Origin of the sequence: Moorena sp. SIO3E8 (assembly GCF_010692445.1) — a bacterium.
In the GTDB taxonomy this organism is placed as follows: domain Bacteria; phylum Cyanobacteriota; class Cyanobacteriia; order Cyanobacteriales; family Coleofasciculaceae; genus Moorena; species Moorena bouillonii.
This window is the reverse complement of the sequence record NZ_JAAHHM010000171.1, coordinates 1-11,447: the sequence shown is the minus strand read 5'-3', so window position 1 is coordinate 11,447 and position 11,447 is coordinate 1. Positions and strand designations below refer to the sequence as shown.

Below are 11,447 nucleotides of genomic sequence, written 5' to 3'. Positions count from 1 at the left end.
GCGGTGCGACCCCGGCGAGGTTCCCTCGCCTAGGGAACGCGCACCAAGAGAATCGAGTTAGAGCACATGTCTTTTTATGTATGTTATCTTATTACGTTGAATGGCACAGGTCGCAAGCTTTAGCTCCTATACTTTTTGCAGATGAAGAATCTAAGCAAGTCAAACTAACTACAACTGAAGTCGTCGCTCCATCCCAACGTTCAAAGAAAGCTTTATCGAAAGCTCGTAAAAAGAAAACACAAGATCAATTCCCTGTACACAGCTTTAATACGTTAATGGCAGATTTAGGGACGATTACCCTCAATACGATTAACACAAAGTTAGAGGGGAAGGATATTACCTTTGAGAAAATAACCCAAGCCACTCTCCTTCAACAAAAAGCTCTAGATTTACTGGAAATTTCGGTATTTTGTACCCAGTAAATGCCTAAGAAAAAATCCTCAATTCCAATCCAAGCATAGGTTGTGCTGTTTTGTCAAAGGGGAACTTCAGTCCAAAGAAACATCCCTAAACCGGTTCTCATAATAATAAGGTACACAAGATTGTTTCCCGATTCCCGATTCCCGATTCCCGATTCCCGATTCCCTTCTAAACCCTCAAACGCCTTTCAATCCCATTCTCCCAACAATCACACATCTCTTTAACGGTCACTTCAATCACAGACTGACCATTTTCCACCAGTACTCGTAAACCAGCATTTTCCCCTTGAACAACACCAAGTTGTTGCCAATATCCTTCATCCCCCAACTGTTGCTGTAGATAAGATTCCCAAGGTGTTTGCTGTTGAGGACTTACAGAAACCAGAATCCGACTCCCCCCCTCACCAAATAGCACTTCATCCCAGCGCAGGTCTAAGGACTCGGAGCTATAGCCTAGAGTAATGTCTGCCCCCAACTTACCTGCGATACAGGATTCAGCCAAAGCCACCACTAATCCCCCTTCCGCACAGTCATGAGCAGAATTTACCCAACCTTGACTGATACCCTCTCGCGTTACGGTTTGGATACGACGCTCTAAATCAAAATCCACTACTGGTGGCTTGCCCGCAACCATGCCATGAATAGTTGCCAGATACTCCGAAGCGCCTAATGTAATTTGGGATTTAATTTGGGATTGACTATTTTCCCAGTATTTAGTCCCCAATCCTAATAAATAGATTAAATCCCCTTCAGCTTGCCAACCTTGACCACAGGTTTTAGTAATATCAGCAACTAATCCCACCATCCCCACCACTGGCGTCGGGTAAATCGACTGAGGATTCCCGTCACTATCAATGGTTTCGTTATACAAGGAAACATTCCCCCCAGTCACAGGAGTGCCCATTTCCCGGCAAGCCTCTGCTATTCCTGCACAAGCGGAAGCCAGTTGCCAGTAACCCACAGGCTTTTCAGGAGAACCAAAATTCAGATTATCGGTTACTGCCAAAGGTTCTGCACCCACACAGCTGAGATTCCGTGCTGCTTCTGCTACCACAGCCTTTGCCCCTTCATAGGGGTCAAGATAAACATAACGGGAATTACAATCCACAGTTGCGGCGACACCAGCTTTAGAGGTTACAGGTTGAAGGGTTTCAGGTTGAAGGTTGGTTTCAGGTTGAAGGTTGGTTTCAGGTTGAAGGTTGGTTTCAGGTTGAAGGTTGGTTTCAGGTTGAAGGTTGGTTTCAGGTTGAAGGTTAGTTTCAGGTTGCAGGTTAGCAGGTTGAAGGTTAGCAGGTTTAAGGTTAGTTTCAGTTAAACCTTCAACATTCAACCCTTCAACATTCAACCTTTCAACATTCAACCCTTCAACATTCAACCTTTCAACATTCAACCTTTCAACCTTCAACCCTTGTGGGCGTAACCGAATCACCGCAGCATCAGCATTTCCTGGCAGAATTAAGGTATTGTTTTGGACTTGGTGGTCGTACTGGCGATAAACCCAGCGTTTCGACGCAATAGTTGGAGTATCTAGGAGTTGACCTAGGATGTCATTCCAACTGTAATGTTTGCCGTTAATGTCAATACCTTTAACATTACAGGGAGGGAGGGAATCCCCATGCCATTCCCAAGCCTGTAAAGCATAGTCTGGTGGTTCTGTCAATAGCTCCCGCTGATAAATTGGAGTATTCTCTGCTAGGGCAGTAGCTGGGATTTCTGCTGCTACCTCTCCTTGGAACAAAATCCTGACCAAAGGTTCTTCGATTACCTTACCTGCTACCACAGCATGGAGTCCCCAACGGTGGAAAATATCAATCAGTTCCTGTTCTCGACCCTTGTGGGCAACAAACAGCATTCGTTCTTGGGATTCCGACAGCAAGTATTCATAAGGCACCATACCGGTTTCTCGCGCTGGCACCAGGTCTAAATCGAACTCAATACCCAAGCCCCCTTTAGCTGCCATTTCTGAAGTCGAACAGGTTATGCCAGCCGCTCCCATATCTTGAGCAGCTACTACTGCACCGGTTTGAAATGCCTCAAGACACGCTTCAATCAGAGACTTTTCTAGGAACGGGTCTCCCACTTGCACCGCTGGGCGGTCATCTAGGGATTGATCCGTAAGTTCCGCACTAGCAAAACTTGCGCCTCCCATCCCATCTCTACCGGTAGTGGACCCGACATAGAGCACAGGATTTCCAACCCCAGAGGCTCCAGAGGTAACAATTTCTGGAGTTTCCATCAGTCCCAGAGCCATCACATTCACCAAGGGATTACCAGTGTATGCCCGGTCAAAGTAAACTTCACCCCCTACAGTAGGGACACCCACGCAATTGCCATAGTGACTGATTCCTGCTACTACCCCATTAAACAATCGTCTAGTGTGGGCATTATCCAAAGTCCCAAAGCGCAGAGAGTTCAAGACCGCAATGGGGCGAGCTCCCATGGTAAAAATATCCCGTAGAATCCCCCCTACTCCGGTAGCAGCTCCTTGAAACGGTTCTACTGCTGAGGGGTGATTGTGGGATTCGATTTTAAAGGCCAGTTGTAGCCCATCACCTAAGTCTACAACACCAGCATTTTCCCCAGGACCGACTAGAATACGTTTGCCTTCTGTGGGAAATTGCTTCAGTAGAGGACGGGAGTTCTTGTAGCAGCAATGTTCCGACCACATCACACCGAACATTCCCAGCTCAGCTTTATTGGGATGACGCCCTAGGCGCTGGACAATTTCTTCATATTCAGAAGGGGTTAACCCTTCAGCAGCAATCTCTTCTGGGGAAAAGGAGGTAGAGGAATTAGTGGGCATATCACTCTGGGCACAAACGGCACAGAGATTATTTTATAGAGTATTGAGCCAATTATGATCAATAGCCAGACTTCTTCAGCTCCTTTGGTTCCCGTCCTTGGGATTTTTGCGTTCGCGAAGCGGTTCCAAAGGAACATCGCGTATCAGCTATCAGCTATCAGCTATCAGCTATCAGTTATCAGTTATCAGCTATCAGTTTATGCGCTACGCGCACGCTACTTGAGTCGCTATTGGCCAACGGCTGACTGCTGAGCGCTGAGGGCTGACTGCTGACTGCTGAGCGCTGACTGCTGAGCGCTGACTTCTGACTTCTGACTTCTGCTATACCTTACCAATTCCTTAGCCACAATAAAATCACCCACGTGGGTAATGTCCCGGATATATTCCCCGTATTACTCTTTAAGAATAGCTGCTACTTACAACCATTACACCCCTAAAACCGCAGCTCTATCAAGCTATCAATTAATCTATCCATTGGAGGCAAATCCATTATGTCTAGAAATTTTGATCATATAGCCTACTCTGTATCCACCCTAGTTTATCAATACAATTCCTATAGCCCAAACACAATCGAATACGTTTTATTCAATCAAGGACTCCTAGCCGGTCTCGAAAGACAAGCCGAAGCTAGCGACAGTCCAGTTTACTTAGAAGGGTATCAGATCGGACAGAGCTATTAAGTTGTTATCGAGGTTATCCACTTATGGCCTTGCACGCACTGGGGGGAATGGGGGAAGCAATTAGGGTGGTTTCCCCCTCAGGTAATCCCGGTTTAAGAGTATCCCGGATAAACTCTTCCTCGCCACTGAGTCGGTTGTTGCCCAGCAGAAAGGAAAATGCGAACTACAGCCAACGGATCGGCCAGAGGAGATAACCAGAATAACAAAGCAGCAGGGGAAAAGTGTTCTAGACGCTGGTAGCAAGGATAAATTGCCCAGAGCAGAGCCAACCTGATCAACACCAAGAACAAATTTAAACCCGTCGCTGCTAGTAAAGGAATAGAACTATATCCCGCAGCTAAACAGGCGAGTAACAACACAGAAAGTGGTATTGGAAGACCTTGAACAGATAAGAGCAACCAAAGGTCTTGCCCTAGTTGAGTCCACGAGGTAGCATCTTTTAAATCCAGGGAGCGTCCCCATTCTGCCCAAGTCTCTCTAAACCCTTCGTACATCCGTACCTGAATTAACTTAGACCCATCGAGGAAACCAACTGAGAAACCAGCTCTAGCTGCCTGACGCGCTAGGGTAACATCATCACAGAAAGAGCTAGCTGCACCTTGATATCCTCCCAACTCAGCTAAAACCGAGCGACGAACTAGGAAGCATTGCCCATTTGCCATCACTGTTTCTGGCCTGGGTTGGCGTACTCCAGCCGATTCACATCGATATAGCAAAGTCATCAGCAGTGCTGGTTGTAACCACCATTCCCCCGGGTCTTGGAGGATAAATTGAGGAGACAAAGACAGCAGATCATAGCCTTCCTCCTCCGCTGCCTTAACCATAGTCTCCACTAAACCCGGTTGGGGTCTGGTATCAGCATCAATCCCCAAAATCCACTCACTATGCTCTGAGCTTTCTAAGAAACCATTGTGTAATGCCCAAGGACGACCGACCCAACCAGGAGGAAGGGGAGGGTCGTTAGTGAGTCGAAAACGGGGATCGAAAAAGCCAGCCTCCTTGACCAATTCCGGTGTACCATCCTCAGAATTACTATCGACGACGATGATTTCTCTTACTGGATAACTTTGACGAGTTAAGCCCTCCAAGCAAGGTGCAATGCGCTCGACTTCATTGAGTGTTGGTACCACGATACTCACCTTGCCCAGTAAATCTGGGGTTGGTTCTTGCTTTACCAGAGGTGGACGGCGGGTAGCGCCTTTGAAAAGACGAGCCAACAGAATTAGAGTGGCTGTACCCTGACAAAGGAGCAGGATGAGGGCAATAGCTGCCAAAGCAGTTAAGTTCACGCTAGCTTTTGTTCTTACAGATCCTACAGGTACGGTAACGGTTGTTAAATCAGCAGTAGCGTCTAGTTACGATGCTTCTGGAGCAGACTTTGCCGATTTGTACAGCAGTAATGCTGGTAATATTCCCAACACTAAACCGAGATATACAGGAGTGTAAATCCCACTAGCAAGGCTCATAATCGTAGCAAAAGCCAAGTTACTCAAATAGATAGCTAGAGGTAAGTCTAGGCTCTTACTGGATATAGTTACTGGTTTAAAGCTCCAAATTAAGGTAGCTACACTCATAAATAAAATTCCAGTACCTAGCCAGCCTGCAAAATTTTGATAGGGCATCCCAAAAAAAGCACCTGGTTGCTCCCAGATCCAAAAAGGTACATTGGTTTGGCTCATAGCGGGATCCAGCACAAAATCCCAGGAAGTGAGTAATAGGGCACCAATAGCGATCGCGCCTAAACACTTAGACCAGTTCGGTATGCTCAGAGTACCTAGGCCAACACGGGCGATTAGGTAAGCACTAAAGCCAAGATAGAACCAAGATAAAGGAATCGTAAAAGGCACCAAACCAGCGATTTTGTAGCCTAAACCGCTCAAGTAGTGATAGTGACCAAAAGGAAAGCCAGTGCTAGTGCCTAATAATTCACTTCCTAGGGAAAGAGCAATAGCTGGCAACATGAAACCCAACCAATGCCAAGCACCACAGACGCGATAGGCATAAATAGATACCGCAATAGTCCCTAAGAGTATATAGGCAGCACCACCGCCAGCCATTGACCAAACTAGGGCGGTTTGTCCGAATTGAGTCAAATGAGTAATAAATTCTGTGTTCGGTAATACTAATAAGATTCCTGCTAAGCCAAAAGCCATGGAGAGAATATGGCCAAGTAAGAAACCACTCTCGGCAGTTACGGTTTTTTTCATGTAATTAAAGGAGAATCCTCACTAATTGATGGAACTGACCACTGAAGTGTTAGTTATTCGTTTTAACTTTGAGCTATGGGAGGCGTTAACGATCACAGGCTTAATCAGTAGCAATTTCGTTTAACAGCCTCCAGAGTAGCCAAAGATAGTGCTTCGACCATCTCGAGTAAGGTTTCCTAACTCCGTCCCACTTTGCCCGTTCGGCAATGGTGTCAAGGCGACTTCTGCTAACAGCAGATTTTCCCCTCTCCTCAACTACTAGGGACAGGGCTAGGAACTGGCGGTCTATCCTAGATGCCATCACCATTACAACGAGCGGACTAATTACCATTGCCTGCATTTTAGCGAGTAAATTCCCGATTAACCGGAAATTACCAGGGTATTAACAAAGACTTAATTGTCTGATCCATAGTCAACCTCAAAAAGCTTTTAGAGAGACATTCTACTAGGGTAATCTCCTTTAATTTTGGATAAATTTTACTTGACAAAAAGCGAAATGTATGTATATAAGTCACCCCCCAGTCATACCGAGTTGCATTCAAAAATAGTAGATTGGTTGGATAGGGAGATGGGGAGATGGGGAGATGGGGAGATGGGGAGATTGGGGGAAGAGAAAGTATCAATCCTGGATCAGACTACGAATTTCTCTAACTTGTTCGATATACTGCCCATCATTCCAAACTGGTACAACTCCTTCGTAAGAAATCGGTTCAACTAAATCAATCCATGAGCGACAGCCTCCGTACTCTTGGTGGTAGGGAGTGATCACAGGCTCAGGTAACTGATAAGTGCGCAAAAGCAGTACATATAAAGGTTGACGTGGCTTCCACTTCAAGCGCTCACTGGCAAATTGTTCATTCCAAATATGATAGGGTAGCAGAGCAGCAACAGTTGATTGCTCCGTTACTGGCAAAATATCAGTAATAGACGCCCAGCTACCAATCCGAACAGTTTCCGGATGCCAACCTGAGGGCACAGGTTTCACAACTCCCGCATAGTCAGGTTTAAGCAAATTAGGCTTTTGATGCTCATAGGTAGGGTAGAGTAAAACCTGCTGGTGAGCCACACTGAAGCAGTTGCCCTGTTCACGAATACCGCCTTTGCGTAACAGCATAATTGTTTTGCCTGCTTCTAAGGCATCAACCGCAACAGCCCATTCTTTCAGGGCATGGGTAGTAGTTGAGAGCATAAATTTAGTAATCGAAATTTTCTGATCACAATAAAATGTTTGCGTTTTCCTAGGATAGGATGCCAAGATTACTCTCAGTAGGGAATCGGGAATCGGGAGTCGGGAGTCGGGAGTCGGGAGTCGGGGTAAGACAATTGAATGTACCATCACCCCATCACCCCATCACCCTATCTCCCCATCTCCCCATCTCCCCATCTCCCCATCTCCCCACACTCCCGATTCCCGATTCCCTGTTCCCTTTGCTATACCAACCACCCATGAGTAATTCTGAAGCAAACAACCGTAAAACTATTAACAAAGTCGCCATTGTAGGAGGAACCCACGGTAATGAATTTACTGGTGTATACCTAGTCAAAAAATTTGAGAAGTTTCCAGAATTAATCACTAGACCTAGTTTTGAAACCTTGACAAGAATAGGTAATCCCCAAGCCTTTCAAGCGGCTAGGAGATATATTGATACAGACTTAAACCGCTGCTTTGCTAAAAGTGACCTGGAAAATCCTGAGCTTTCTTTCCTAGAACAAACCAGAGCCAAAGAGATGGCTCAAACCCTAGGACCAAAAGGCAATTCCCAGGTAGATTTTATTCTAGATTTGCACAGTACCAGTGCTAATATGGGGTTTACGATCATTCTCGTCAACAACGACCCCTTTAATTTACAACTCGCTGCTTATCTGAGTTCCCTTGACCCCTTAGTTAGAGTTTTAAGTTCCATTGAACCAGGTAAAGAAAATCCCTTTGTAAACTCTCTATGTAATTTCGGGTGTTCTATTGAAGTCGGTCCCATTGCACCAGCTAGTCTCAAGGGCGCTATTTTTCAGAAAACTGAAGCCTTAATTCACGCCACGTTAGATTATATTGAAGATTATAATAACGGGAAAATATTATCAAACACTTATCCTCTAACTATTTATCACTATTTAAAAGTAGTTGACTATCCCAGAAACAAAGCTGGTGAACTAGAAGGTATGATTCATCCTGAGCTCCAGGGCAGAGATTATCAAGAACTTAATCCTGGTGACCCCATGTTTCTTACCTTCGATGGCACCACAATTTACTATGAAGAAGACGCCACCGTTTGGCCAGTATTTATTAATGAAGTTGCTTACTATGAAAAAGGAATAGCGATGTGTTTGACTAAAAAAGAGATAGTTAGGGAGTAGGGAATCGGGAATCGGGAATCGGGAATCGGGAATCGGGAATCGGGAAAGAGATAGGGAGATGGGGTGATGGGGTGATGGGGTGATGGGGAAGTGTGGGGAGTGTGGGGAGTGTGGGGAGATGGGGAGATGGGGAGAATACAGAAATTTATTGCTGATCAAACTCTGATTAATTGCTAATTACTAATTATAGCGTTTTGCTTGTTGCTTAAGTAGAATCCCGATTCCCGACTCCCGACTCCCTACTCCCGATTCCCTACTCCCGATTCCCTACTCCTGACTCTGTAATCCCTGCTGCAATATTTCTAAAACTTTGGCTAAGTTTCCGGCTAATAACGCAGCTTTATCTAACCATAATCCTGGGAAAATTTGTGAACAAAGTATGCTCTCAGGATTGGGTTCCAGTTGAGTATATTCCCCTTCAGTTAACCGAAACCAATCAAATTCACCATCATCAACTCGCCATACCAAATACTCTTGTACCCCATTACGGCGATAAACGTTTAATTTTTTGTGTAAATCAATAGAAACAGTGCTAGCTGCAATTTCAACTATTAACTCCGGCGCACCTTCTACATAGCCATCCTGACTAATTGTAGATTGTCCTCCCACTTTACGTCTAAGCAGTGCATCGGGTTGAACTTCATTATCAAGATCAAGCCTAACAGTACAATTATTTCCTAATTGCAGATTAGGAGTATAGGTTTGGTAGAAGCCTAACCACAACATAATCTGAGCATGGGGTTCCCCATGTTGTGTAATTCTTACGGGAGATGCCATGTAAACAATTCTTTCAATTAATTCGGCTTTCTTCAAATCACCCATAGCGGAATAACGACGCTCAAATTCCGCAAGGGTTAGTTGATCGCCATTTTCTAAAGGAGGAATAGTGGGGTCCCGAGTAATTGTGGCAGTTGATTTCATTATTTTCGGCTCTACTTTATTTGTTATTTAACAGGGAACAGGGAAAGAGTCGGGAGATGGGGAGATGGGGAGATAGGGAGATGGGGAGATGGGGAGATGGGGAGAATGCAGAATTTTATTGCTGATCAAACTCTTATTAATTCCCAATTATAGCGTTTTGCCTGTAGCTTAACTAGAATGCCGATTCCCGATTCCCGATTCCCGATTCCCGATTCCCGATTCCCGATTCCCGATTCCCGATTCCCGACTCCCGACTCCCGATTCCCGATTCCCAATTCCCAACTATTGAAAACTGATTTATTCCTTCGGCAACCATTCGATATCCAGTAATTCGTCAAGACAGTAGGGACATTCTGAAGGAAAAGTTACGGAATTCTGAGTTTTTATCTTCACAAATCCTAAGGCATCGTTATAGATTGAACTTAGTTCATTATCTAGATAATTACGGAGATTAGTCGTCAGTCTTCGTTTTAGCTGAATTCGGAAGTTATAGATTTCACATTGCCAGTGAACTGCATTATATTCAGATTCGCTTGTCCAATATTGCAGTAATAATAAATGACGGATAACTTGTTCTAAAAGGCTAGCGACAGCATTTTTCTTCTCTCTGCCCAAATCCTCTAACTCCTCAATTAAGTTATCCCAATCTAGTTGATTAAATTCTTTGTTTTTCAGGAGCTTAATAGTTTCTTCTAGCCATTGGGCATCATCAATTTCGTAGAGATTTTTTAAATTAATAGTATTCATAGTATAGCGGTTTTTAATTCGGTGACCTAAAAAGTTATGGGTTTTAGGGAACAGGGAACAGCGGATCTGGGAACAGGAAAAGAGTGGGGAGGGTAGGGAGATGGGGAGATAGGGAGATGGGGAGATGGGGAGAATGCAGAATTTTATTGCTGATCAAACTCTGATTAGCCAATTATAGCGTTTTGCCTGTAGCTTAACTAGAATGCCGATTCCCGATTCCCGATTCCCGATTCCCGATTCCCTAAAACCAAAGAATTTGCACCTCACCCAAGTAATAATTGCTATATATAAAACACTCCAGACACTTTCAAATTAATATCTTTAAATCCAGGAGATAAGACTAAATCATCACCGGAAAAGCTACCCACTTCTGTATAAGTATTTTCCTTAAGTTCTAATACCAATATACTTTGACTTTCCGGGTCCACAATCCAGTATTCAGGAATAGCACAATCTTGATATTGGATTCTTTTAGCAATATAGTCTCGCTCTCGTTGTAACTCTCCCGGGCTAACCACTTCAACCACTAATAAAGGCGGTGACATTGACAGGCGAATGGTATTACGCTTTGATAATTGTTGAATATGCTCTTCTCGGATAATGGTCAAATCAGGATAACGGTTTTTCGGTTCACCTCTAACTTCTAATTCTAATCCTTGACCCCGGACTCTACGATGACCTACCAGTAAAGCAAACTGAATCAATAAAAACGTAGCAATTTCAACATTAAATCCCGACTCTGGAGGCATTTCAATTAACTCTCCATTAAATAACTCATAGAATTTTTCTGAGTTATCATTGTATAATAAATACTCGTCAAAGCTTTGAAATTTATGGGTCAGTTGTACCATCATACTTCACCTGTAAAGTCCGTGTAAGCATTCAGCTAATGCGCTACGCGCACGCTACTTGAGGTGCTAATGCGCTACGCGCACGCTACTTGAGGTGCTAATCAGCTAACACACCCTACTTACTTTTTTGGATAGTATAGCAATTCTGTTTCCCATGAGGTACAAAGGGATCCCCCTAAATCCCCCTTAAAAAGGGGGACTTTGAGGTTGATAATTGTACCTCATACATGCAATCAACGCTATATTGTGTTCACGTGCAAAGCCCGGTGCGTTACGCCTATCGGCTAACACAAAAGCCCGGTGCGTTACGCCTATCGGCTAACACACCCTACTGGACTGGCACAGCTAAAATAGTGCAATAGAAGGATCATTATTTGAGGTCAAAAAAATGGGAAGAGGTCGTAGAGATAAAGTGCTGCTGACAATCGAACAAAGACGAAGACTAGAAAACATCAGCTCGCTTTGGC

The 11,447-nt window shown here is 44.5% G+C and carries 12 protein-coding genes and 1 pseudogene; 5 read left to right on the top strand and 8 right to left on the bottom strand.

All coding sequences use genetic code 11. From position 1 onward, the window contains the following. A pseudogene (locus F6K46_RS34610) lies at positions 1–422 on the top strand (hypothetical protein); the annotation flags it as partial. A 166-nt stretch (positions 423–588) separates the two neighbouring features. On the opposite strand, the gene purL reads toward F6K46_RS34610, so the two are convergent. Beyond that, positions 589–3,222 carry a phosphoribosylformylglycinamidine synthase subunit PurL gene (gene purL, locus F6K46_RS34605; RefSeq protein WP_293066793.1) on the bottom strand — a complete coding sequence of 878 codons (2,634 nt, stop codon included), beginning with the start codon at positions 3,220–3,222 and terminating at the stop codon, positions 589–591. A 54-nt stretch (positions 3,223–3,276) separates the two neighbouring features. On the opposite strand from purL, the gene F6K46_RS34600 reads away from it, so the two are divergent. Both F6K46_RS34600 and F6K46_RS34595 read left to right on the top strand, forming a co-directional pair. Beyond that, the gene (locus F6K46_RS34600) at positions 3,277–3,474 is read left to right on the top strand and encodes a hypothetical protein (protein WP_293066790.1); all 198 of its coding nucleotides are present in this window, start codon (positions 3,277–3,279) and stop codon (positions 3,472–3,474) included. A gap of 239 nt (positions 3,475–3,713) precedes the next feature. Further along, positions 3,714–3,902, top strand: coding sequence for a hypothetical protein (locus F6K46_RS34595; RefSeq protein WP_293066787.1), 189 nt, complete (start codon positions 3,714–3,716; stop codon positions 3,900–3,902). Positions 3,903–3,994: 92 nt separating this feature from the next. Here F6K46_RS34595 and cruG read toward each other — a convergent pair whose 3' ends face one another. From cruG to F6K46_RS34575, 4 genes are all read right to left on the bottom strand, one after another. Beyond that, on the bottom strand, positions 3,995–5,191 hold the full coding sequence (cruG, locus tag F6K46_RS34590; RefSeq protein ID WP_293066784.1) for a 2'-O-glycosyltransferase CruG: 1,197 nt from the start codon (positions 5,189–5,191) through the stop codon (positions 3,995–3,997). A 66-nt stretch (positions 5,192–5,257) separates the two neighbouring features. After that, complete coding sequence (gene cruF, locus F6K46_RS34585; RefSeq protein WP_293066781.1) at positions 5,258–6,109, bottom strand: gamma-carotene 1'-hydroxylase CruF; 852 nt, start codon at positions 6,107–6,109, stop codon at positions 5,258–5,260. A 100-nt stretch (positions 6,110–6,209) separates the two neighbouring features. Further along, entirely contained in the window at positions 6,210–6,440 is a 231-nt protein-coding gene (locus F6K46_RS34580) for a hypothetical protein (RefSeq protein WP_293066779.1), read from the bottom strand. A gap of 288 nt (positions 6,441–6,728) precedes the next feature. Further along, positions 6,729–7,298: a DUF1802 family protein gene (locus F6K46_RS34575; RefSeq protein WP_293066801.1), complete on the bottom strand. Its 570-nt coding sequence runs from the start codon at positions 7,296–7,298 to the stop codon at positions 6,729–6,731. Positions 7,299–7,555: 257 nt separating this feature from the next. Between F6K46_RS34575 and F6K46_RS34570 the strand changes: the two genes are divergently transcribed. Beyond that, on the top strand, positions 7,556–8,461 hold the full coding sequence (locus tag F6K46_RS34570) for an aspartoacylase (RefSeq protein WP_293066799.1): 906 nt from the start codon (positions 7,556–7,558) through the stop codon (positions 8,459–8,461). A 267-nt stretch (positions 8,462–8,728) separates the two neighbouring features. On the opposite strand, the gene F6K46_RS34565 is transcribed toward F6K46_RS34570, so the two are convergent. Then, entirely contained in the window at positions 8,729–9,382 is a 654-nt protein-coding gene (locus tag F6K46_RS34565; RefSeq protein ID WP_293066776.1) for a Uma2 family endonuclease, read from the bottom strand. Positions 9,383–9,559: 177 nt separating this feature from the next. Between F6K46_RS34565 and F6K46_RS34560 the strand changes: the two genes are divergently transcribed. Next, the gene (locus F6K46_RS34560) at positions 9,560–9,712 is read left to right on the top strand and encodes a hypothetical protein (RefSeq protein WP_293066771.1); all 153 of its coding nucleotides are present in this window, start codon (positions 9,560–9,562) and stop codon (positions 9,710–9,712) included. Here the strand turns inward: F6K46_RS34560 and F6K46_RS34555 are convergent. Together F6K46_RS34555 and F6K46_RS34550 are read right to left on the bottom strand one after the other, a co-directional pair. Beyond that, on the bottom strand, positions 9,680–10,129 hold the full coding sequence (locus tag F6K46_RS34555; protein ID WP_293066769.1) for a DUF29 domain-containing protein: 450 nt from the start codon (positions 10,127–10,129) through the stop codon (positions 9,680–9,682). The two genes, F6K46_RS34560 and F6K46_RS34555, sit on opposite strands and share 33 nt — an antisense overlap. A 281-nt stretch (positions 10,130–10,410) precedes the next feature. Further along, positions 10,411–10,980, bottom strand: a complete 570-nt coding sequence (locus F6K46_RS34550; RefSeq protein ID WP_293066796.1) for a Uma2 family endonuclease — start codon at positions 10,978–10,980, stop codon at positions 10,411–10,413. Between the last annotated feature and the right edge of the window lie 467 nt (positions 10,981–11,447).

What these genes read in the sequence shown, in the direction of transcription:
- cruF (WP_293066781.1), bottom strand. Translation starts at nt 6,109, where the DNA reads ATGAAAAAAACCGTAACTGCCGAGAGTGGTTTCTTACTTGGCCATATT.
- F6K46_RS34595 (WP_293066787.1), top strand. Translation starts at nt 3,714, where the DNA reads ATGTCTAGAAATTTTGATCATATAGCCTACTCTGTATCCACCCTAGTT.
- F6K46_RS34575 (WP_293066801.1), bottom strand. Translation starts at nt 7,298, where the DNA reads ATGCTCTCAACTACTACCCATGCCCTGAAAGAATGGGCTGTTGCGGTT.
- F6K46_RS34555 (WP_293066769.1), bottom strand. Translation starts at nt 10,129, where the DNA reads ATGAATACTATTAATTTAAAAAATCTCTACGAAATTGATGATGCCCAA.
- purL (WP_293066793.1), bottom strand. Translation starts at nt 3,222, where the DNA reads ATGCCCACTAATTCCTCTACCTCCTTTTCCCCAGAAGAGATTGCTGCT.
- F6K46_RS34550 (WP_293066796.1), bottom strand. Translation starts at nt 10,980, where the DNA reads ATGGTACAACTGACCCATAAATTTCAAAGCTTTGACGAGTATTTATTA.
- F6K46_RS34580 (WP_293066779.1), bottom strand. Translation starts at nt 6,440, where the DNA reads ATGGTAATTAGTCCGCTCGTTGTAATGGTGATGGCATCTAGGATAGAC.
- F6K46_RS34600 (WP_293066790.1), top strand. Translation starts at nt 3,277, where the DNA reads ATGATCAATAGCCAGACTTCTTCAGCTCCTTTGGTTCCCGTCCTTGGG.
- F6K46_RS34565 (WP_293066776.1), bottom strand. Translation starts at nt 9,382, where the DNA reads ATGAAATCAACTGCCACAATTACTCGGGACCCCACTATTCCTCCTTTA.
- F6K46_RS34560 (WP_293066771.1), top strand. Translation starts at nt 9,560, where the DNA reads ATGCCGATTCCCGATTCCCGATTCCCGATTCCCGATTCCCGATTCCCG.
- F6K46_RS34570 (WP_293066799.1), top strand. Translation starts at nt 7,556, where the DNA reads ATGAGTAATTCTGAAGCAAACAACCGTAAAACTATTAACAAAGTCGCC.